The 22,260-nt window shown below is 53.0% G+C and carries 19 protein-coding genes; 8 read left to right on the plus strand and 11 right to left on the minus strand.

What is annotated here, in order from left to right; translation table 11 throughout:
* Positions 1-28: 28 nt before the first annotated feature.
* Both VVR27_RS03025 and rfbA read right to left on the minus strand, forming a co-directional pair.
* Complete coding sequence (locus VVR27_RS03025) at positions 29-1,447, minus strand: polysaccharide biosynthesis tyrosine autokinase (protein WP_368547016.1); 1,419 nt, start codon at positions 1,445-1,447, stop codon at positions 29-31.
* 154 nt (positions 1,448-1,601) lie between these two features.
* Entirely contained in the window at positions 1,602-2,462 is an 861-nt protein-coding gene (gene rfbA, locus VVR27_RS03030; RefSeq protein ID WP_345446108.1) for a glucose-1-phosphate thymidylyltransferase RfbA, read from the minus strand.
* An 81-nt stretch (positions 2,463-2,543) separates the two neighbouring features.
* Between rfbA and rfbB the strand changes: the two genes are divergently transcribed.
* From rfbB to VVR27_RS03070, 8 genes are all read left to right on the plus strand, one after another.
* Positions 2,544-3,542: a dTDP-glucose 4,6-dehydratase gene (rfbB, locus tag VVR27_RS03035; RefSeq protein WP_368547017.1), complete on the plus strand. Its 999-nt coding sequence runs from the start codon at positions 2,544-2,546 to the stop codon at positions 3,540-3,542.
* Positions 3,542-4,954, plus strand: coding sequence for a dTDP-4-dehydrorhamnose reductase (gene rfbD, locus VVR27_RS03040; RefSeq protein WP_368547018.1), 1,413 nt, complete (start codon positions 3,542-3,544; stop codon positions 4,952-4,954). Before rfbB ends, rfbD begins: the two co-directional genes overlap by 1 nt.
* A 94-nt stretch (positions 4,955-5,048) precedes the next feature.
* Positions 5,049-6,209: a glycosyltransferase gene (locus VVR27_RS03045; RefSeq protein ID WP_368547019.1), complete on the plus strand. Its 1,161-nt coding sequence runs from the start codon at positions 5,049-5,051 to the stop codon at positions 6,207-6,209.
* Positions 6,210-6,413: 204 nt separating this feature from the next.
* Positions 6,414-7,025, plus strand: coding sequence for a 50S ribosomal protein L25/general stress protein Ctc (locus VVR27_RS03050; protein ID WP_251380713.1), 612 nt, complete (start codon positions 6,414-6,416; stop codon positions 7,023-7,025).
* A 198-nt stretch (positions 7,026-7,223) separates the two neighbouring features.
* Complete coding sequence (gene pth / locus VVR27_RS03055; protein WP_368547020.1) at positions 7,224-7,805, plus strand: aminoacyl-tRNA hydrolase; 582 nt, start codon at positions 7,224-7,226, stop codon at positions 7,803-7,805.
* A gap of 113 nt (positions 7,806-7,918) precedes the next feature.
* Entirely contained in the window at positions 7,919-9,220 is a 1,302-nt protein-coding gene (locus tag VVR27_RS03060) for a SufS family cysteine desulfurase (RefSeq protein WP_409349922.1), read from the plus strand.
* A 70-nt stretch (positions 9,221-9,290) separates the two neighbouring features.
* A complete protein-coding gene (gene sufU, locus VVR27_RS03065) occupies positions 9,291-9,743 on the plus strand; it encodes a Fe-S cluster assembly sulfur transfer protein SufU (RefSeq protein WP_368547021.1) in 453 nt (150 codons plus the stop codon).
* 201 nt (positions 9,744-9,944) lie between these two features.
* Entirely contained in the window at positions 9,945-10,370 is a 426-nt protein-coding gene (locus VVR27_RS03070; RefSeq protein ID WP_368547022.1) for an adenylyltransferase/cytidyltransferase family protein, read from the plus strand.
* Between the two features lie 83 nt (positions 10,371-10,453).
* Here the strand turns inward: VVR27_RS03070 and VVR27_RS03075 are convergent, their stop codons facing one another.
* The 9 genes from VVR27_RS03075 to VVR27_RS03115 all read right to left on the minus strand — a co-directional run bounded on the left by VVR27_RS03075 (position 10,454) and on the right by VVR27_RS03115 (position 21,967).
* On the minus strand, positions 10,454-10,960 hold the full coding sequence (locus tag VVR27_RS03075; protein ID WP_368547023.1) for a DUF2505 domain-containing protein: 507 nt from the start codon (positions 10,958-10,960) through the stop codon (positions 10,454-10,456).
* A 153-nt stretch (positions 10,961-11,113) separates the two neighbouring features.
* Positions 11,114-11,680: a glycosyltransferase gene (locus tag VVR27_RS03080; protein WP_368547024.1), complete on the minus strand. Its 567-nt coding sequence runs from the start codon at positions 11,678-11,680 to the stop codon at positions 11,114-11,116.
* A gap of 15 nt (positions 11,681-11,695) precedes the next feature.
* Positions 11,696-12,145: a PssD/Cps14F family polysaccharide biosynthesis glycosyltransferase gene (gene pssD, locus VVR27_RS03085; protein WP_368547025.1), complete on the minus strand. Its 450-nt coding sequence runs from the start codon at positions 12,143-12,145 to the stop codon at positions 11,696-11,698.
* Between the two features lie 19 nt (positions 12,146-12,164).
* Complete coding sequence (locus VVR27_RS03090; RefSeq protein ID WP_368547026.1) at positions 12,165-14,915, minus strand: polysaccharide biosynthesis C-terminal domain-containing protein; 2,751 nt, start codon at positions 14,913-14,915, stop codon at positions 12,165-12,167.
* Positions 14,915-16,204: an O-antigen ligase family protein gene (locus tag VVR27_RS03095; protein ID WP_368547027.1), complete on the minus strand. Its 1,290-nt coding sequence runs from the start codon at positions 16,202-16,204 to the stop codon at positions 14,915-14,917. The genes VVR27_RS03090 and VVR27_RS03095 overlap by 1 nt, the downstream gene beginning before the upstream one ends.
* A 4-nt stretch (positions 16,205-16,208) precedes the next feature.
* Positions 16,209-17,132: a glycosyltransferase family A protein gene (locus VVR27_RS03100; protein ID WP_345446084.1), complete on the minus strand. Its 924-nt coding sequence runs from the start codon at positions 17,130-17,132 to the stop codon at positions 16,209-16,211.
* Positions 17,133-17,137: 5 nt separating this feature from the next.
* Positions 17,138-17,884 carry a CDP-alcohol phosphatidyltransferase family protein gene (locus VVR27_RS03105; RefSeq protein WP_368547028.1) on the minus strand — a complete coding sequence of 249 codons (747 nt, stop codon included), beginning with the start codon at positions 17,882-17,884 and terminating at the stop codon, positions 17,138-17,140.
* Between the two features lie 304 nt (positions 17,885-18,188).
* Positions 18,189-21,230: a fibrinogen-like YCDxxxxGGGW domain-containing protein gene (locus tag VVR27_RS03110; protein ID WP_368547029.1), complete on the minus strand. Its 3,042-nt coding sequence runs from the start codon at positions 21,228-21,230 to the stop codon at positions 18,189-18,191.
* Positions 21,231-21,235: 5 nt separating this feature from the next.
* Positions 21,236-21,967: a hypothetical protein gene (locus VVR27_RS03115; RefSeq protein ID WP_368547030.1), complete on the minus strand. Its 732-nt coding sequence runs from the start codon at positions 21,965-21,967 to the stop codon at positions 21,236-21,238.
* Positions 21,968-22,260 lie beyond the last annotated feature (293 nt).

The raw sequence follows: 22,260 nt of genomic DNA on the forward strand, positions 1-22,260 counted from the left end.
CCCAAAAAATCAGGCACTAACTACGGTACTAGGCCTTAGACTTAGCCTTTTTAGCAGAGCGTTTGCTGCCCTTCTTTGACTGTTCGTCCTTGCCGTAGTAACTGTTATAAGCGCCGTTAGAGCTGTAGGCAAAACCGTAGTAGGAGTTACCCAGACCTGTGCGAGGTGCCCGGTTAATAACCAGCCCAAGAATCTTGGCGTTAACCGCTCGCAGATTCTTAGCTGCTTCTGCCAGGTTTTCTTTGCGAGTCTTACCTACGGCGCCCACGAGTACAACGCCATCTACAGAGTTTGAAAGTAAGGAAGCGTCGGTAACGGGGAGAACGGGTGGAACGTCAATTACTACCGTGAACTCTTGAGAGAGCTCGTGGATGAGCTGACGCATCTTGTCTGAGCCCAGCAGCTCTGAAGGGTTCGGGGGTATGCGACCTGCAGGAAGAATAAAGAGCTGAGTATCCTCAAACTGTTGAACTGCATCAGCCAGCTCAACCTGACCAGCCAATACCTGGGTAAGACCTACCTTTGAGTCCACCTTAAACTTCTTAGCGATGGTGGGGCGGCGTAAATCAGCATCAATAATAACGGTAGGCTGATCAGCATCTGCCAGAGCGCGCGCAAGCGAAGAGGAGACAGTTGATTTGCCTTCACCAGGTTCTGCGGAGGTAATAATAAATGAACGAGGGGGGTTATCCACGTTGACGAAGCGCAGATTGGTGCGCATCTGGCGGATAGCCTCTTGCGAGATGTGGTCTTTATTAGCGGAGAGAATGTTCTCTTCACTGAGTTCATCTGAGACCGGCAGAACACCAAGCACACCTGCATCAGTCGCTTTCGTGGCGTCGTCTCGCGTCCGAAGTTTAGTATCCACAGTACGACGGAGCATCACAGCAGCCAGCACCAGAGCGAGACCCAAGCCCGCTCCGATTAGCACTAGCTTAGAGGTATCAGGGCTAGTGGGTGAGGGGTTAAGAGCTGCATCTTCAAGAGGGATAACCCTCACGGAGCTTGATCCCTCCAAGTCGTTGACAACCTTAGCAACTGCTTCAAGAGAGCTATTGGCAAGAGCCTGAGCTGCTTCGGGGCTGGATGCAGTCGCTGAGACACTAATGAGTGCAGAGTTTGAGTCCACGCTTGCGGTGAGACTTTCTTGAATCTCCCCCCTCGTAAGGTTAATCTCAGGGTTTGCAGCAATAATCTCATCAGCGACAGCTGAGCTTTTAATGAGCGATAGGTAGGCAGTGGCCTTCTCTTTGGCTGCGACCGAGCCAGAGATAACATCGTTTATGCCGCTATCTTCGCCCACCGTCACAAAACCGGTAGACGATGAAGCGTAGACGCGGGGCTGTAGGAGCGAATATCCAAAGCCCATGAGAGCGCCGACCAGCAAGCCAATGAGTAACAGTTTAAGATTGGCACGCACCATGCGCAGAAAATCAAGGATGGTCATAGAAACCTATATCTAGTGTAAGTGAGGGGGGTGTTTAATCATTGATTTTATCAGTGCAGGGGTACTGAAAGGGATCTCAGTCTGTGAACGGTTTAACACAGCGGGTTCTTTTTTCTCGCCCTTTACCCCCGGGAGCAACGAGTACTCCGAATGCTTACTTCATGAGGTTGAGCAAGTACTGGCCATAGCCGCTCTTGATGAGAGGTTGCGCCATTTCTTCAAGCTTCTCGTCAGTAATCCAGCCCATGCGCCACCCAATTTCTTCGGGTGACCCAATGGATAGACCCTGCCGGGCCTGCACGGTGCGAATAAAGCTTGAAGCGTCTGCTAAAGAATCGAAGGTGCCGGTATCTAGCCAGGCCGTGCCGCGAGGTAGAACCTCAACCTGCAGTTTGCCCTGTTCAAGGTAGATTCTGTTGAGGTCGGTGATTTCTAGTTCACCGCGAGGTGAGGGCTTAATATTCTTGGCGTATTCAACAACATTGTTGTCATAGAAATATAGCCCGGGGATAGCGTAATCACTCTTGGGTGCCTGAGGCTTCTCTTCGATGGAGATAGCCTTGAAGTTTTCATCAAATTCAACGACACCGTAGGCGGTCGGGTCAGCTACACGGTAGCCAAAGACCGCGGCACCGTCGACGTCGCTGTATTTACGTAACTGATTACCTAGACCTGGGCCATAGAAGATATTGTCGCCCAGCACGAGCGATACTGACTCCTGGCCGATGTGCTCTTCGCCCAGCAGGAATGCCTGCGCTAGTCCATCGGGGGAGGGCTGAACTACATAGGAGAAGTTAACGCCGAACTGTGAACCGTCTCCCAGCAAACGCTGGAACTGAGCTTGGTCCTGCGGGGTAGTAATGATGAGGATGTCTTGAATCCCAGCCAACATCAGCGTTGAGATGGGATAGTAAATCATCGGCTTGTCATAAACCGGGGTGAGCTGCTTGCTAATGCCTAATGTGATGGGGTGAAGGCGTGAGCCTGTGCCACCCGCGAGTAGAATTCCCTTCATCCTTTTATTGTGGCATGAATGGCAGTGTTTTCACCCCCAAGCCGCAGCAATAAACACCATGATGTACCTTAGTCTGGTTACATGGGTAAAATTCTTGTGACCGGCGGCGCCGGCTTTATTGGTTCTAATTTCGTGCACTACCTGTTGGAGAATACCGACCACAGCGTAGTGGTGCTCGATAAGATGACGTACGCAGCGAACGAGATGTCTTTAGCCGGTTTGCCGGCAGACCGTTTTGAGTTGGTCAAGGGCGATATTGCTGACACGGATATCGTTGACCCTCTGGTAAAGGCCGCAGATGCAGTAGTGCATTACGCAGCGGAGTCTCATAACGATAACTCCCTGAATGATCCCACCCCCTTTATTCACACCAACCTTATTGGTACCTTTACTCTCTTGGAAGCTGTCCGTCGGAACAAGACGCGCTACCACCACATCTCTACCGATGAGGTTTTTGGGGATCTTGAACTCGATGATCCCGCTAAATTTACTGAGACTACCCCCTACAACCCTTCCTCCCCGTATTCCTCCACCAAGGCCGGTTCTGACCTCTTGGTACGCGCATGGGTTCGGTCTTTCGGTATTGAAGCAACGATTTCTAACTGCTCCAACAATTACGGCCCTTACCAGCACATTGAGAAGTTCATTCCTCGCCAAATCACCAATATTTTGGCGGGTATCCAGCCCAAGCTCTACGGTGAGGGTCTGAACGTACGCGACTGGATTCATGCCTCAGACCACTCTTCAGCAGTGCATACTATTTTGGAGAAGGGAAAAATTGGCGAAACTTACCTTATCGGTGCAGATGGGGAAGTGAATAACATCACTGTTCTGCGCTCAATTCTTCGCCTGATGGGTCAGTCTGAGGACGCCTTTGAGCATGTTGTTGACCGCCCTGGCCACGACCTGCGCTATGCCATCGACGGTAGCCGCCTACGCGCGGAGCTGGGCTGGGAGCCTCAGTTCACTAACTTTGAAGCTGGCCTCAAGGACACCATCGCCTGGTACACCGATAACCATGCTTGGTGGGAACCCCTTAAGGCTGAGGTCGAGGCTAAATACGCTAAGGTTGGCCAGTAATGCCCAAGAGCTTGACTATTCATACCACTGACATTCCCGGGCTGCTGGTTATTGACATACCTCAGCACGGTGATAACCGCGGCTGGTTCAAGGAGAACTGGCAGCGTGAGAAGATGGTCGCCGCTGGCCTGCCTGACTTCGCGCCTGTGCAGAATAATATTTCCTTTAACGCCGCTGCCGGAACTACTCGCGGTATCCACGCTGAACCGTGGGATAAGTATGTTTCTGTGGCGACAGGTCGCATTTTTGGCGCCTGGGTTGACTTGCGCGCTGGGGATTCCTTCGGTGCTACTGTAACCGTCGAACTGGGCCCAGACACCGCGGTCTTTGTGCCCCGAGGTGTAGGTAATTCATTTCAAACACTTGAGGACAACACGGCCTATACCTATCTGGTAAATGATCATTGGTCAGCAGATGCTGTGGACGGCTATAAGTTTCTCAACCTAGCGGATGAAACGGTGGCGGTGCCCTGGCCTATCTCTCTGGAGAAAGCAGAACTGTCGGAGAAGGACAGGGCTCACCCACGTCTTGCAGATGTAGAACCCCTGCAACCAGCACCTCTGCTGGTGGTCGGCGCTAACGGTCAGCTGGGGAGTGAACTCGTACAACGGCTTGAGGCTACGGGTACTCCCTACATTGCGGCAACCCGAGAACAGATTGATTTGGCAGAACCAAGCACCTGGGCTGACGCCTACCGTTGGCGTTCACTGCGGGGCATCATTAACGCAGCAGCTTATACCGCTGTGGATACCGCTGAAACTGAGCAGGGCAGAGCGCAGGCCTGGGCCGCTAATGCTACCGGTGTGGCTGCTCTGGCTCGAATTGCTGATGGGGCTGGCATCCCACTGGTGCATGTTTCTACCGACTATGTTTTTGATGGCAGTTTGCCCCTGGGGCAGGAGTACACGGTAGATGCGCCGGTAGCACCTCTGAGCGTTTACGGTCAGTCTAAGGCCGCCGGTGAAATGGCGGCTCGCAGCGTAGCTCGGCACTATATTGTGCGTACCTCCTGGGTTATGGGAGACGGCAAGAATTTTGTTGAAATCATGAAGTCCCTGGCTGAGCGCGGCGTAGAACCCACGGTGGTAGCTGATCAACATGGACGCCCCACCTTCTCCGAGGATCTGGCCGGCGCTATTCTGCACCTGGTCGAAGCAGGCTGCGAGTACGGCACCTACCATGTGTCCAACACAGGCGATGTCATCACCTGGGCTGATCTCGCAAAAACTGTTTTCAAGGCAACTGGCCACAGCCCAGATTGGGTCACCCCGGTGACAACAGAGCAGTATTTTGCCAAAGCTGAAATCTTTGCCCCCCGACCCACAAATTCCGCCATGGATTTATCAAAAATTATTGGAACAGGCTTTGAACCTCGTTCCTACCAGGATGCTTTATCAGCCTATCTCAGCTAACACGTAGGTAGCGATAAAATGACCGGCTCACAGCTAAAACCTGTGAGCCGGTCAGTTCTATACTTATTATCAAATTCATCTAAGGGGGTGTGAAATGCAAGACGAGAAGATCAACCATATCGTAGTTGTTGATCCTGGTGTAGTCATCGAACGGGCGGGAATATATTATCTGCCGGAACGTAGCTATCTGGGATACAGAAAATACAAACAGTACCTTGATAGCTGCCATCAGGATTTCACGTTTTCTGTAGTAGCACTCGGCAGGGTGCAGGTTGCAAGCGGGCCAGGGGATGTAGCTTCTCTTTTCCCCTTTACCTCTGATCAAATCGGCTTAAGGAAATATCCGGCAAGAAAATACCTTGAGTCCCTGCATAAGTCTGCTGTTGTTCTAGTGCTTTATAAACAAGATACTGCTGACTTTGTAGACCTTGGGCATAAGGTCGTATATCTAGTAGAGAACCCCCCTTCTGTTAGAAAAACAATCTATTCCATCGAAACTGCGGGAAAGATGTCATATATCAGCCGTATGAGGGTGAATATTGGGATGTGGCGTCAGGAGCTGGCAGCTCGAAGAGTATTTAAGAGAGCCGTCGGGCTACAGTGCAACGGAGAAGCGGCGTCGGCAACCTACGGAAAATACAGCAATAATTCTTTAACTTTTTATGATCATAGAGTTGAATCGGTACATCACGATAGCCAACACAAAAAAAGCCCACAGAGCAAATTTTCAGTAAGTTTTTCAGGTCGAATCGTACCGATCAAAGGTTCTCGGTACATGGCGGAGCTTTCCCATGAGCTTTACCGGCTGGATCCAAGTATCACCTTCTATGTGATGGGGGATGGGGAGGATCGCCAGAAGGTCCTTGATGAGGCTGCGCCTAATCTGGTGTATAAGGGGTTTATGGGCTATTCCTCTGAGTGGGAGCCGTTCGTGCAAGAAAATGTAGATCTCATGGTTTTTCCGCACCCTCAGGGTGATCCCTCCATGACCTATTATGAGGCGCTGGGGCAAGGGGTGCCGGTGGTGGCTTTTTCTAATGAGACATCAGACTTCTTGCGCCTGCAGGGGGCTGCATGGACGGTCCCGTCAGGGGACGTGAAAGAACTAGCCCGTTGCATTAATGAACTTGCTCATAACCCGGATGAAGTAGAAGCTAAAGCCCGAGCCGCACGTGATTTTATGCGTAAGAACCTGTACCAAGATACCGTTGCTCGTCGTATGGAGCATCTGGTATCTGTTGCACGTATCTCATAAGGCGCTCAGTGATTGTGTTTACCGGTAGCGGTCTGCAATAATTGGAGGGTTGTCTTCATCGGCAACAAGCCAAGGCAGTGGAATGCCGGTGGGAAACTCCGGTAGGTCCGTAACTGACGGTGGCTGGTTAGAAAACGATTTCTAGCGCCAGTTCACTTATATAACTTGGCGCATCAACCTCTAACCAGCGAAAGGAATGCACACATGTCAAGTGCAGAAAAAATTTCAGCTAACGTCCGTGATGACTTCGGTAAGGGTTACGCACGTCGTATCCGCATGGCAGGCGACATCCCCGCCGTCATCTACGGTCACGGCGAAGACCCCAAGCACGTAGTTCTGCCCGGTCACCAGACCACCCTCGCAGCTCGTACCCCCAACGCTATCTTCGATTTGGATATCGAAGGAACCAGCGTTCTGGCTATGATCAAGGACATCCAGCGTCACCCCATCCGCCCCGAAATCCAGCACATGGACCTTCTGATTGTTAAGCGCGGCGAGCGCGTCGAAATCGAGGTTCCCCTGCACGTTGAGGGCGAGCCCGCAGTTGGTGCCGTAGCTAACCAGGAAGAAACCGTTCTTCTGGTTGAAGCGGATGCCATCAAGGCACCCGAGTCAATCACCGTTAACATCGAAGGTCGCGAAGTAGGCGCACACGTTCTGGCATCAGACGTTGAACTGCCCGCAGACGTAACTCTCGTTGCAGACGCTGAACTGCTGATCGTCAACATCTCAGAGCCCGAAGAAATCGATCTTCCCGAAGCCGGTGAAGAAGGCGGAAACGCTCCTGAGGGCGACATCGTTGAGGCTGCCGAATAATCAAATCAGGTTGGCGAAGCCAACTATTCAGATAACTCAAAGCACTAAAGCTATGAGTCACCTGCCGGCACTCTAAACCGCAGGTACCTGTCAATGCCCGCGCACTTGCACCTAAAATGTACAGTGCGCGGGCATTGATATGTTGAGAGAACCACGATTTTTTTGAGAAAACTTCTTGAGCCGAAAGAGGGCGTTATAGTGGCTGATACCTGGTTGATTGTAGGGCTTGGTAATCCGGGGTCTGAATATGAAAAGACTCGTCACAACATTGGTCAGATGGCGGTTGATGAACTAGCCCGTACGGTGGGCGGTAACTTTAGAAAACACGGGCGAGCTCGTGCGCAGGTCCTTGAGGGGCGCTTGGGAATGGGTGGGCCCAAGGTAGTTTTGGCTAAGCCTCTAACCTATATGAATGTTTCTGGAGGGCCGGTTTCTGCCCTTGCCCAGTTCTACGGTATCGACTCTGATCATATTATTGCTGTCCACGATGAATTAGATATCCCCTTCAATACCATCAAACTCAAAATTGGTGGGGGAGAAGGCGGGCATAATGGTTTACGCGATATGACCAAAGCCCTGGGGACAAAAGACTACTACAGGGTGCGTGCAGGTATCGGGCGCCCCCCGGGACGCATGCAGGTGTCTGATTTTGTGCTTAAGCCCTTTAGCTCAAGTGAAGCTAAGGAGTTGCCGTTCCTGGTTTCTGCTGCCGCTGACGCAGTTGAAATGCTGATTAAGCAGGGGCTCTTAGACGCCCAGCAGAAATTCCATGGAGCTTAAGGTTCCCTACTCCTTTCCCCAGAAAGCCGCACCTAACTACCATTTTTCTCAGCTGAGGAATAGGCTATAAAAGTATGCCGTTATAGAGGCAGAGCCATAGAAAGGGCAGACACGTGGCAATCGAATACCGTACCTCACCCGGCGCACCGCTCACCGACGATTTGGTGCGCGAACTCCGCAAAGACTTCCCCATCCTAGACCGCACCGTGAACGGGAATGCTCTCACCTACCTTGATACCGGTGCCACCAGCCAGAACCCTCTGCAAGTGCTGGACGCCGAGCGTGAGTACTACCTCGGGGCTAACTCCGCAGTTCACCGTGGAGCGCACACCCTCGCTGTTGATGCAACAGATGCCTTTGAGGACGCCCGCCGTACCGTAGCAGGTTTCATCAATGCCGCAGAGACAGAGCTTGTCTGGACTTCTAACGCCACAGAAGCTCTCAACCTGCTGACCTACAGCTTCGCCAACGCCTCACAGGGGATTGGCGGCCACGACTCTGCCAGATTCGCTCTGGGGGAGGGCGATGAAATCGTTACCACCGAGCAAGAGCACCACGCTAACATCATTCCCTGGCAGATTCTGGCTGAGCGTACAGGAGCCACTCTACGGTACATCCCCGTGACCGATGAGGGTCTCATCGACTATGAGGCTGCGCAGACCATCGTCAGTGACCGCACCCGCGTGCTGACCTTTACCCACGTCTCAAATGTCGCCGGTTCGGTGACCGATGTTGAACTCCTGGTCTCCCTGGCTCGTAAAGTCGGTGCAATCACTGTGCTGGACGCCTGCCAGTCGGTGCCTCACATGCCGGTGGATGTCAAAAAACTGGGCGTAGACTTCGCAGCTTTCTCAGCCCATAAGATGCTAGCCCCCACGGGCATCGGAGCGCTCTATGGCAGAAATGAGCTTTTGGAGGCTATGCCTCCCTTCCTGACCGGTGGGTCCATGATTACCAAAGTGACCATGAACGAAGCCCAATGGATGCCTGCTCCCATTAAGTTCGAGGCCGGAACCCAGCGGGTATCCCAGGCGGTAGCTTGGGCAGCAGCTGTGCGCTACCTGGAGCACTTGGGTATGGATCAGGTCCACGCCTGGGAGGCACACCTTGGCCAACTCTTGGCAGAGGGCATCGCTGAAATTCCCGGCATTCGGCTTATCGGCGCTGCCGCAGGTCAGCCACGTGCAGGTCTTGCCGCCTTCCACGTTGAGGGTGTACACCCCCACGACGTAGGCCAGCTCCTCGATGAAAAAGGCATTGCGGTCAGGGTAGGTCACCACTGCGCTCAGCCCCTACACCGTGCCCTGGGGCTAACCGCCTCAACACGAGCTAGTGCCTACATCTACAACACCACCGAAGATGTTGAACGGTTCGTGGACCAGCTATCAACCGTGCGTGCATACTTCGGCTACTAAAGACAAAACCGGGGTTAGAGCGCCAGCTGATACCCCTAATTTCTAAACCCATACCAACACAGGAGAATCAATGAGCGGCCTTGAACAGCTCTACCAACAAATTATTCTCGAGCACTCCAAGCAGCGTACCGGCGAAGGTTTGATCGAAGCTGAAGGGAAGCGTGCCGCCAGCAACCACCAGTACAACCCCACCTGCGGCGATGAAATCAACCTGAGGGTCATCCTCAAAAACCAAGAAGAGGTCATCGAGTCTATTTCTTGGGAGGGGGACGGCTGCTCCATCTCGATGGCGGCAGCCTCCGTCCTCTCGGAGATGGCACCCGGCATGACAACTCAGCAGTTCCAAGCTCTGGTCAATGACTTCCGCGAAATGCTACGCTCACGCGGCACCGTAGAACCTGATGAAGAAGTGCTGGGGGACGCAGCTGCCTTCGCTGGTGTCTCTCGGTTCGTGGCGCGTGTGAAATGCGCTATGCTCTCTTGGGTCGCTGCTGAAGAGGCCGCTAAGGAAGCATCTGCATAGCACCTAACCAGACTGCTAAAAACCCTGCCTTCACTCCCGACGCTGGCAGGGTTTTTTGTTGCCTAAAACAAGCTCTGACCTGCGATGTCCCCCAAAAAGCTGGCTCTTCTTACTACCCACTAACCTTCCCTTTAACGTACCGTTGAAGAAGACCAAAATACTTCGCGCTCGCACCGTGAAGACCAATATCTTAGGGGATTAATGAACATCGGTTACGCCGCAGGCGCTTTTGACCTCTTTCACGTAGGGCACCTTAACGTGCTCCGTGAAGCTAAAAAGAACTGCGATTACCTCATCGCAGGCGTTGTTTCAGATGAAATGCTGGAACTCACCAAGGGGCGCAAGCCTATCGTGCCTCTGGCTGAACGTATGGAAATCGTTTCCCACATTGATTATGTTGATGAAGTACGCGCCGAAACCGTTGTCGACAAGCTGGAAACCTGGGAACAGGTGCGTTTCAATACCTTCTTCAAGGGTGATGACTGGAAGGGCACTCCCCGTGGAATCGATCTTGAGAACCGCTTCGCTCAGGTTGGTGTTGATGTCGTGTACTTCCCTTACACCGCTCACACCTCCAGCACCAAGCTACGCGCTGCTTTAGCCGCACTTACCTCTGCAGCTGCCTAACAGAGCTTTAACACTCTCAGCCTTATCAAAAGAACCCGGTCAACATCAAATGTTGACCGGGTTCTTTGATCATCAGAGAAAGCTTAGTAGTTATTTTTGATAAACTCTTCAGCACTTGATCCAAGGGCTGAGAAAACACGGCCAATCTGAGGCTCAGCGGCGGCCGCAATTTTCTTGCCAACCAGGGGGATGGAGCACTTCACTTCGCCGTTCACAGTGGCAGTAGTGCGATCACCTTCGGAAATCAGTTTCTGCTGCGCGGTACCGGTGACGGGCACACCCCTGACCGAAACCTCTGAATCTACAGTGCGCGAGCCGTCTGCAGCGGGTGCTGAGACACGATCGACCTGAGTCATGGTGATACCGCTGCCCACACCGGGGATTTTCTTCGCCATATCAGGAATACGGTCAGCGGGGATACCGCGAACAGTGGTTGCTGTAAAAGCGCCGGTATGGTCGCCTTCTACAGAGAAAGATTCGAGAGTGACCCGCACCTTTTCACTGGAAAAGCGTGCAAAGTTTTCGTCAGCGAAAGCCCGTGCTACCTGGTCAATCGGTGCGTTGATAATGGTGGTGCTCTGAACAGCCATGATGGTGCCCCTTTCAAAGGCCTTACTGAAGTGTCCTGTTCATTCTACGTGCGCTGGCACCGTAAAGGCACGGTTTTCTTCCTTTAAAGTATGAGTGCGCCCCTTCTCTGAGAAGGGGCGCCCCATACTTCACTCATTCACAGGTCAAGGATCTTATTTATTTTTTAGACCGCTCACAATCTGCCGTGCACGCCGGATAAAACTGTGGTGCTGATGCTCCAGAGTCAATAGCTGGTTGCTCAGCTTATCTGCAGCTTCATTATTACCCGGAACCCTCAAGGTGCCCTGAAGGGACTCTGGATTAGCTAAGGCAGCATCTAGCCTACGAGCTAGGTCTTCAGCGCTGGTGACAACGATGGTTTCACCGTGCTCCTCCATGACCCGGGAGAACTCTACCTGGTGGTTATCTACCACTTCATCCAGCTCAGTGCGTCGAGGAACAGCTAGAGGAATTGCACCTACTTCCCGGGCATCCAGGATTGAACCAGGGCCGCCCTGAACCAGCACCACCTTCGCTGCTCGATAAAGCTCGAGGAGTTCAGCGCGAGGTATACGCTCGACGGCTTCAGCCTGCTGGGGTGCGGCTGTGAAACCGTGTTGTACCAGGCAACTAACATCAGGATGCTCGGCTAGGTAGGTATCCACCCAGCTCACCAAACGGTCAAAGTGGTGGTAGTCGGTGCCTAATGACACCATAAGATCATAATTCTTAGCGGTCATGTTCGACTCCAGTATTTAGAGAATATGGCCGATATTAACGGCTTCGGGGAATGCCTTCTTCTGCTCATCCCACTGCACCACAAAGAGATCGCTCATGGGGTAGCACATACGCCCGGTCATGGTCGGCATAGTGATCCGGTCGTAGGCCTCAATAAAGACTGTTCTAATCCCCAGTATCTTGGCGATGATGAAGAAAGGAACAGCTACAGCGGCACCGGTGGAAATGATGGCGTCAGGGCGTTCTTTGCGAAGAACGCGCCAGGCGACCCCTATATTACGTACAGCATTAGGGATGTTGCGGGTGGTAGGGAAGTGCACCCAGTAGGTGCGTTCACCTTCGAGAGCTGAGCGTACTTCGGGAAGGTCGAAGGTAGCCCAGGCGCGGTCATGGTCTTTCCAAAATTTATCAAGAGCGATGAGCTGGGCAAGATGCCCGCCGGCGCTAGCGGTGAGGAGCACTTTCATGAGCGTACTTTACTTACTTCTAGAGTTTGGCAGAGGAAGCGTAGTAAACAGGGATGACCTGGGTACCAGCTGAGGGAGTCAGCTCGTCAAAGAGGCGGCTGACGCTGCTGCGCTGGCTCTTAGCAGTAAACGGCAGCAACAACACGCCAGTGCTATCGGCGGCTAACAACACCTGGGCAAATGAAGTGGTAGATGCAGTTTCTACCAGAACCGGTGAGTTCTGCTGAAGCTGGGTACTCATAGCTGAGGGTGCGATGCTATCAAACGTTGTAGCATCCATAAATGAAGTGTTGGTTGCCAATACACCCTGCAGAGTATGAGCCAGGGAGGTAGCGACACCGGGGGTAGGGGAGTAAATCGTGATTCCCCCCAGACCAGCCTTGGCAAGATCGCCCTCGGGCGCACCGATTCGGCGCAGAAGGTGCTGAGCAGATTCACGTTCTTCACCATCGGCCACCAGAGAAACCTCTGAGCCTGAAATTTCAGAAAGACGCTGAGGGTAGCCGAGACCGCGTGCAGTGCGATCAGCGATGTAAGCAAAGAGAATACCCAGTAAAAGACCGGTAGCTGCACCGATAAAAATGGTCTGAGCCATACTGAAGGAAGCGGACTCCTGAGGCGGCTGGGCCTCCGAAATGATGCTGCCGCTGTCAGTTGAGGTAGTTACAACGTTCAGCACTGCTTCGTCCACGACCTGTTTGGTCATATCATCGGCTACAGAGTTAACCTTGTTCCGCAGCTCGTCTAGCTCAGCTTGTAAGGTGCCCTTGCTGTGATCAAGGTAAGCCTGAGCGACAGTGTTAGCTGCATTGGCTGCATCCTCAGGAGTATCAGCAGTGACCACGATATCTAAGATGGTGCTGTTGGAGTGCCCGGCAACATCGAGGGTGTCCATAAGGTCCCTGACGTCCATTCCGAGGTCATCTGCCGCTGCCTGAAGGACGGTGCGTGAGCCAGCAATAGCCTCTTCGGTGTCCATATCAACGGAATTGAGCGCTGACCTCAAGGAGGTGCCGCTGCTGGGCTGAACCACATTGATGACAGCTTTGGCCTCGTAACGCTCCGGGAACATGGCGCCTGCTAAGGCTCCCAAAGCAGCAAAGATAAGTACAAACAGTAAGATAATGAATTTTTGACGCATAATACGGCGAACAGCGGTGCCTAAGGTAATGGGTGGTGTCTGCTGGTCGTTGCGTGGGCGTTTATTTCGCTCCATGGGTGTATGTTCCTTCCCTAGTTTTGACCTAGCGGCCAAATTTGCGAGTGAGTGATGTGAGAGTTTTTCGAGGCCAACCGCTGTTCTAAAGCGGTATAGCATTAAGAGATACGTTGGAATGATAACGGCTGCGTAAACCAGTAGAGCTGTGAGACTCTGCCCCCACAGCAGCACACTAAGCGCTCCGCCTAACCCCGGTAGCAGGGCTGCAATAGCGACAATGGGTAGTATCTCGGCGGGCCGTGGTCTAATACCGACTTTGGTGTACACCTGGTATGTCGCCATTCCACAGTCAACGAGCACCGCAGCCGCCCAGGCCGTCGCCGCGCCTTTTAGCCCCCATACGGGAATCAGGGTGAGATTGAGAGCTACAGCAACGACTAGGGCTGACAGCTTGTTATAAAGCTGCCACCTGCTCTTACCGCTCATAAGGAGCACGCTTTGCACACCTCCGGCAGCCATCTGCAGCAGCATGGCTGAGCAGATGATCCAAAAGAGAGGTGCGCCGACCGTAAATTCTTCGCCGAAAAAGCGGAGCAGAGTTTCCCCAAAGATGGCCAGGGTAATGAAAAAGGGCCAGCCAACTGCAATGAGAATACGAGTGGCAGAAACAAAAATCTGACGCGCACGAACCGTGTCAGCTCGCGCAATGGCTGCAGAAATTTCTGGCCCGGTCACCACACGCGCTGTGTGCTCCACCATAGCCCCAACGCGCACGCACCGGTTAACGGCTCCGTAGACCCCGCTTGCAACCGGTCCCAAAAAGACGCCGATAAGCAATACATCAATCCATTCAAGGGTAGCTTCAACCATAGCTGAGACGCCGCGAGCAGAGCTGAAAGACCAGAAGCTTTTCGCCGATTCAGGTGCAGCTACTGAAGCCTGAGGAACCGAAACCACAGCTAGGTGACGCGGGAGATAATGCGGCAAGTCAGGCTCAGATGGCATATATTTCTTGACCCAGAGCACAGCCAACAAGAGAACGAGCAAGATAGGAAGTGACCACGCTAGCGCCAGGTAAACTACCGCCCCTGAAAAGCTAACTGCAAGAAGTACTGCGAGAATGCGCAGGGTCGGTAGAACAGCGCTTTGCAAGAAAGTAAATTCAACGGTTTGACCTAAGCCACGGAGCGCTCCGAAAGCCAATGTCATCCAAGCTGCAATCAACAGAAAGGGTGCCGAGACAAAGATTGCTAATCGGATCTCTGGTTCAAGCTGTGGAGTGATGGCAGGTAGCGCGTAGATGAGCGCAGCAGCAACCACCGCCAGAGCGATAAACGTTGAAGGTCCCACAGCAAAACGGATGAGTCGTGGCAGTGCAGAATAGCGTCCAACGGCCCGTTGCGCGCTCATGGTGCGCACCAGTCCGGTATCGGCACCAAAGACACACAAGGAAGTACCCATAGCGAAAAGCGCCATGACCTGAAAGAAAGCGCCAGCGCCTGCAGCCCCAGCACCGTTAGACACGATGAGTGTAGCTATAAATGCAGCAGCAGAACCGTATATGACGTAAAGGGTTGAAAAAGCCCCGCTCTTAGCTAAGGAACGAGCCACTAGAGACCCTCCCCGTACGTTCGAGATCGCATCATCAGCGCAGCACACAACATCAAAACAGAGAGCTGAATAACGTCAAAAGAGTAGAAAGTTACTACTGCTAAGGCCGACACAATCACAGAGTGAACCCATAGACCGGTGTGAGAAGCGATATGCCAGGTGTTAATTAATACGGAAATAAAGTAGGTCAAGAAAAGCCCTAGGCCTACAAAACCGAAGCAGAACATGAGGACCCAGATTTGTCCCTGGCTTCCCATTGAAACACCCACGCTTTCTGACCTCTGGGATGTCCCGTAGCCAACGAAGGGCGAACGTAACGTGTAGGCAAAAGTGAGCTCGTATAGGGAGGCTCTACCGCCTGTGGAGTCAGAGTACTCCTGACGCCCCAGAATCTCTTCAACGGCACCTGAGACTGTCAGGTAGGTGACCGTTCCTACCAGTAGGAGTGCGCCGATACCTACCGCCCGCCAGTCACCCTTAAAGAGCAGCCTCATCAAAACGTAGGCGCAAGAAGCACCAAGCCCGATGAACATACCTCTGTTGGAGGTCGCTACAGCCGGTACTAAAGAAAGCACGACGGCGATACCCAAAAAAAGCTTGATCTTGTTTGACTTTACGCCTGCCATCACTCCAAAAACCACAGGGGTCAACAAGGCATACGCCAGACCCCAGGAGTTTGCGTAATTAAAGGGCGCAGAGGGGCGGTAATAGGGCACCTCCACGCCCCAGGGCCTTTGTACCTCTGCCATCGCGGGGTAAACATAGGTGCGCACCATCTCATTGTTAAGCAGACCGCCGGGCATGATAAAGCTCATGGGCGTACGCAGACGAAACTCAGGGAATATAAGTGCTAGGTACCCAAGTATCACCATTGTGATCCAGACGCTGAGTAAGCCGCCTAGAAGCCACCGGTGGGGTATACGTTCCCGCGCGTTGAAATAGTAGAGAGCGTAGATCCCCACATTGAAAATATTCATATATCGCTGAAACCAACCCAGGAATTCTGAAGCATTATCAATCGAAACGAGGCAAACCACACCCCAGAACATGAGGGCAAACCAGAGCCATAAGGTGGAGTGCACCAGCACATTGCGTCGCATGACCATGCAAATAATCATGACCGTTGACAAGATGGTGGGGGCGAACTGTAATAGACCCAGAGCCCAGATAACGGGCAAACCATAAAAGAGGGTGAGCAGGGGCCACGCTGGTAGCGGTGCATTCACAGAGGGATGCACCGCAGCCAGGAAACGGTTTTTTTTACCCGTGGGCGTGATAGCGACTGACATGCAGTTATAGACCTCGCCCTGTTTTCTGTACCAGATCTAGCAGGAACTGGGGCTTGATGAGGCCAGTGGCAATCACATAGGCAGCCCAAGCTCGAAGCTGCTTGACGTCGCGGCGGATGGCTGAGGTCGCAAACTGCTTTGCGAGTTTTTTATTACCCACAGCAGCATGCGCGAAAGCAATCTGCCCCGCGATGCGTGCAAGTCCCTTAGGCTGACGCTCAAATTCTGGGTACTTCTGCAGGATGTAGGTAAGACCTTCAGCCATGGACTGCCAGTGCCCTGCAAAAAATGAGGGGCGATCCCACAGAATGAGGGCGCCGGGTTGTTGGATGGAATGAATATCTCCAAACCGTGTGGCGCGCAGATACATCTCGTAGTCCTCACCATACCCGTGAGGTAGATTCTCATCGACTAGGCCGATACGACCATCGGGGAGGATGTCTTCCCTCTTAAAGAGTGTGGTGCTGGGGTGAATAGCTATGATGCGGGACTCGAGCAAGTCATCGAAGGATGCCACGGCGGGTGCGGAGCGCTCAACGTCCTTACCATCAGTTCGCACCATGATGCTCGATGAGATGGCAACTGCTTCGGGGTTCTGCTGCCAGAGGCTAATTTGAGCCGCGATACGGTGGGGGTACCAGTAGTCATCATCGTCGCAAAAACCAGCATACTCACCGGTTGCTGCTGCAACGGCGGTGTTTCTGCCGCCAGCTAGCCCTTTAGTCTGATTGTTAACTATTGTCCTGAGAGTGCGGTTGGCAGGGGCCGTTAGATCTGAAAGGTCATCAATTTCGACATAATCAAAGACCACGATAATCTCGAGTTCCCCAGCATAGTCCTGATCGAACATGGACTGAACAGTCTTTCGCAGAAGCTGAGGACGCTGACCAGCGGTGGCAATGAGTGCTGAAACTTTAGGGTATGACATAGCGCTTATGCCCCTTTTGAAGTGCTGAGTGAAACGAACTTACGACGCATTGATAGCAGAATGGTCGCGGCATTGGAGAGGAAGAGGAGAGCGTAGACCACGATGAAGCCCCAGTCAGTGCCCCAGAGGATGAAGATCCAGCAGAAAGTGCCGGCGTCCATATGAAGGTTGACGAAGGAGCGCAGGTTCCCGCCAGAGGCAGGTGCTGCTGTGCCCCTGTTGTTACGGAGCTGTTCAGCCAGAATCTGACTCATGAAATGCCCGGTGATAATGACGCAGAAAGCCAGGGGGAGCCACCACAGACCCCAACCAGCGAGAGGCCAAGAATCCTGGTACTTGATGAAGCCAACCAAGATGGTGAGATGCATAGCAGGAGTGCGCATAGCGTCTACCACATGATCTAGCCATTCTCCGGCGGGTGAAGATGCGCCGGTAACTCGTGCAACCTGACCGTCGGCTGAATCCAGTGCATAGCCAAGAGCGAAGAGAAAAGCTGCTACAGCGCCAAGCCATACAGAAGGCGGGAACAAGATCAACAGCAGCATGGCTATCACGGAGGTGAGGGCGCTGATGGCCGTGACGCCGTTAGGGGTAATGCCCCATTTTACGGCTGCCGCCGCAAACACGCGGGCTACGCGACGGTTGACCCAGCGGGTGTAAGCGGGTACTCCAATTCCAGGTTTCTGCGCTGAACTGAGATGTGAAAGAGTTTCCCTAAAACCATAGGATGTACCTGAGGCGCGTGAAGTCATAGCGGTGCCCTTGAATTCCCTAAAAAGTGCGTGCGTGATGAGTGGAGTTTATGAACATCCCGTGAGTTGACTTAGGCTATACCTGCTGTTCAGGCAGGTAGTCGCGCAAAGTGAAACTCCTGGAAAACCCTAAACCTACCCTTAATTTTAAATGAACAATGAGAGGTGGGGACAGGTGATTTTCTTAGGACAAGTGCCGTAATGATGTATCGCCTTCCCCACATTTTGTGGGGTGTCATGTGGACACCACCCAAGAAAACAGTGATCCGTCCTAATGGACGGATCACTGCTTCAGACTCAAGAATTACGGATTCTTGAGGGTTGCTTCCATATCGAAAGTGGCGCTTTCTCCACGGCGGTAGGCGTGAACCTGCGCTGCAATGACGTTCTTGCCCTGGTTGAGTTCGCTTGCCGGAATCGTAATGGTGATGGGGCGTAGCTTAGCGTCGCTATAAGCAACTCGCGCCAGTGCCATGGACGAGGCGGTAGCGTTAGTGGCTAGATTCTCACGGTGAACTTCTTTACCGTTCACGTAAATCGCCATACCATCATCAGCGTAGGTGGTCAGAACCAGTGACTGCCCTGCAGCAGGGTTAACAGTGAGTTCTTTACGCAGGAACATGGCGTTGGGTTGGTTCCACCAGCTGAAGCTAAGGTTTGATGCCAGGCTCGGCTCGCCCCAGCCAATGCTGCTGGGCCCGGTGTACCACTGACGACCTGTGTTGTAGGCGTAGTTGGTATCGCGCCACGTGCGGTCATAAATATTGGTGAGGCCAAAGGTTACATCCCAGCGGTCTCCACTCACAACAAGCTTCTGGTCAGCAGGAGCTTCAGGTTCGACAGGTTCCACCGGATCAGCAGGGTCCGGATTTTCGTCAACTACGGGAGGGGCGGGGTCATTGGGCGCAGGCTCATCAACGGGAGGGATAACCGGATTTTCCTCGTTATCTACGGGAGGATCAACGGGTTCTTCTACCGGGGGAGCAGGCTCTTCAACGGGAGGATCGACAGGTTCTTCTACCGGGGGAACAGGTGTAGTAGCCACAGGGGTAGTCTCTGAGTAGTTGCCCACGTTGTCAACAGAGCGAACGAAATAGCGAGCACCGTCGGTGTGAGCAACCGAGTAGGAAGTGCCACTCTTGACGGTTGCGATGACGCGGTTATCGCGCAGTACCTGGTAGTCGGTGCGGCTACGGGTGCCGCTGGTCCAGGTCAGTTCATCAGTGGTTCCGTCAGTGGTGACCTGTAGGTTACTGGGTGCTGCAGCAGGTGCAACGTCACGGGGGGTGAATCGAACGAACCCCACGGTTGATTGCCCGCCGCCTGAACCGCGGCTACGGGTGATATCGCCACCGGCCCAGAGAACGCCGTTGGAATCAACAAACGATTCCCACACGCCGTAGCCTTTATCACCTGAAATTTCGGGTGAAAACTCGGGTAGAACCTCGCCGGTCTGAGCATCAAATGCGCCAACCAGTCGGATGCGGTGAATGTCTGATGCAGTGTCCCATGGGGTCTGGTAGAGGTCGCCGCCTTCATAAACCCAGTTGCCACAGTGGCAGGCACCGTACATAACATCGGTGTTGGTGTCGAGTTGAAGATCCTGGAAGTCCCCGCCTGACCTCGTGATGGATGAGGACATGCGGGAGAGGTCTGACAGGCTGTACTGGGCAATCAGGTGTTCAGATCCGCCAGCCCAAACTTCTGAGTGAGCTTGCTGTACATCGAATTGGAAGCCACCGTTAGTAGTGTTGATGGGGTAGGAGGGCTTCCAAACCCAGGGCTTAGAGATAGTGCCTGCGGTGGGGCTTAGGTAAGCCAGCTTCACAGTATTTACGTCGTTGACTTTGGTGAAATAGCCAGCAAGTGCAACACCGTCTTCGCTAGCAGATACACCATTGACGGTACCGTTGAGGACCGGGCGCCAGGTGACGTCAACGCCCTTGGTAGACACGTTGAAACGGGCAGCGTTGCGAGAATAGGTGTAGAAGTCACCGGTTCCTCCCTTAACGTGGGTGAAGGAACCACCGATGTAAACGTAACCTCCCTGAACCTGGATAGTTTTAACTACGGGAACAGCGCCAGAAACACGGTTGACAATATCCCAGCCCAGTGAAGTGTCGGTTTCACCGGTCACGGGGTTAAGAATCACAAAACCGTTAGCAGGCTGACCATTGACCTCAGTGAACTCGCCACCAACGGCTAGAAGACCATTAGGCAGTGACTCTAGAGCCTTAATTTGCCCATTGAACGTGGGGGTAAAGCTCCGAACCAACTCTGCGGAATTCACATCGTAACCTGCAAGGTAACCCTGTTCAACGGTTTCTCCGCTGGCACTGACAACATTTTTGAAGTCGCCACCGGTGAAGACAGTGTTGCCTACCTGGGCGATAGCCTGCACACGGGTGTTTAGTTCACTTACGACGCCGGTGCCCGACTCCATAGAGGTACGCCAACGCATCGAGGCAGTGAAGCTGTTAGGAAGCTGGCGGTTATCTTCCGCTGCTAGACCGCTGTCCGGAATCTGTGCGAAACCAGCATCGTTCTGGTTGATTTTGGGGCGGATAAATACCTGGGTGAATCCCATGGGGGCGGTGCCTGTCGGGGTCCAGAGGTATGAGCTAGCATCGGTGTTGCCACGAACATAGGAGCCGTAAGCAAAGCCATTCTTCCACCCGTGTACAGCTGCTGAAGTGAAACGTAGGGTGTTGTAGCTCTGATTCCAGGAGGCGATGCCACCGGTGGTTAATCCGTAGGTTCTACTTCCGCCTATTGAAGAAGGGTTCTCGAAACGAACGCCGCCCCAGTTAGTGTTAGCCTGTAGCGTCCAGCTCCAGCTTTCGGTGTTAATGCGCTGAGCGTAGACATTTTGCCAGTCAGTGCCCTCTGCATTGACTGCACGACGGAAGCGGACGCCGTCCTCAAGCGAGTCAACGCGATCACCGTCAAGGAGCTCATCGACGGTTTCTGATGACAGCTGAACAGGGTCGAAAGCTTCAGAGCCGGTGGGCTTGGTGAAGATATCTTCAGCCTTGCCACGGCCTTGGTATTCTTCAGTCCAACCTTCACGGCCGCGGCCAATCATAACCCAGCCGCCGCCGTCAGTTTCCTGATCACAGTAGAACTGTGCAGGGGCATCCATCGAGGGGGTGAAAAGCCAGTAGGTGCCTGACGCTGACTCGGGGTCATTTTGCTTGACTTCCCAACAGGAAGCAGCAGCAGTTTCTGAGCTCAGGCCGTTGGGAACATACGTGGTATTGGCGCTAGCGCCTGGCAACATGGCTACCGCGACGCCCAGCGCGGTTGCACCAACGGCCAACTTAGAGATAAATGATGGTTTTTTCATATCTGTTAGCAATCTGCGTTGTTGGGGAAGTCTTGTGAAGCGATCTTCCAAGCCCCATGATCTTCAATGAGAGTAAAAATGTTGAGTGAACGTGGCTGCCCGGTGGGGTTCATCTGCGTACCAGTAACGTTGAGAACTTTGACGTCTGAGGAGTCCAAGCAAACTTCAAGGAGTTTTGCAGGTTGCCCTTCATACTCACCATCAGTCAGTCGTGGATTTCCTACGACCTGAGAAGTTCCCTCTACCCTCCACCCGCTCATTGCGTACTCGGTGGCGGTGGCTACATACTGATCCAAAGCTGATCCGGTTGTCGTTTTTTTCAATTCGTCAACGGTAGCTTCTGAGACGTACTTGTAGGGGTCAATCTCTTCGTCAACATCGGTGTTCTCAGCACCTTCATCCATGGTGTTTGGTGAGGCTTGATCTGAAGTGTTGACATCCACTGCCTCTATTGAGGAGAGTACCCGCTGTACTTCTGTATACAGTTTCTCGGTTATCTGGACCTCTGCAGCATCTAGCGGAACCTCTTGAGCGTCAGCTAGCTCTTTAGATCCTACAAAATTCTCTTCAGTAGAAGAGGCATCCTGGCTTTCTTCTGCACTGTCTTTCGGTGCTGCTGAAGCTGAAGTCGTTGGTGATGCTGAGGCTTTAGCCGGTTCTGATTCGGCTGGCGAGTTCTCTTGCCCTGCTCCTGAACATCCTGTGAGGATGAGGGGGACAAGGGCGCCGATTGTCAAAAAGACTGTACGGCTAGAGCTCGTGAAAAAGGGCAGAGTTAACCCGTGTTTTTTCATGAATCCCTAATATTCTTTTAGCGCGAGGTCGACCGATTCTCATTAAGCTTTGCGAAGAGCTGTGGTTGCAATGAGTACGGACTGAAAAAGTGTTTCTCTGACGACAATACTACAGCTGAGGATTCATAAATAGCGAGGGTTTTGTGCCGCTGTCACTGTATATGGTGACAGCTTTTTCATGTGCTCATGCTTTAATTCACGACGTAAAATATTTAAATTTTTATCGAGTAAACCTG

Source organism: Rothia sp. LK2492 (assembly GCF_040946345.1).
Classification (GTDB): Bacteria; Actinomycetota; Actinomycetes; order Actinomycetales; family Micrococcaceae; genus Rothia; species Rothia endophytica.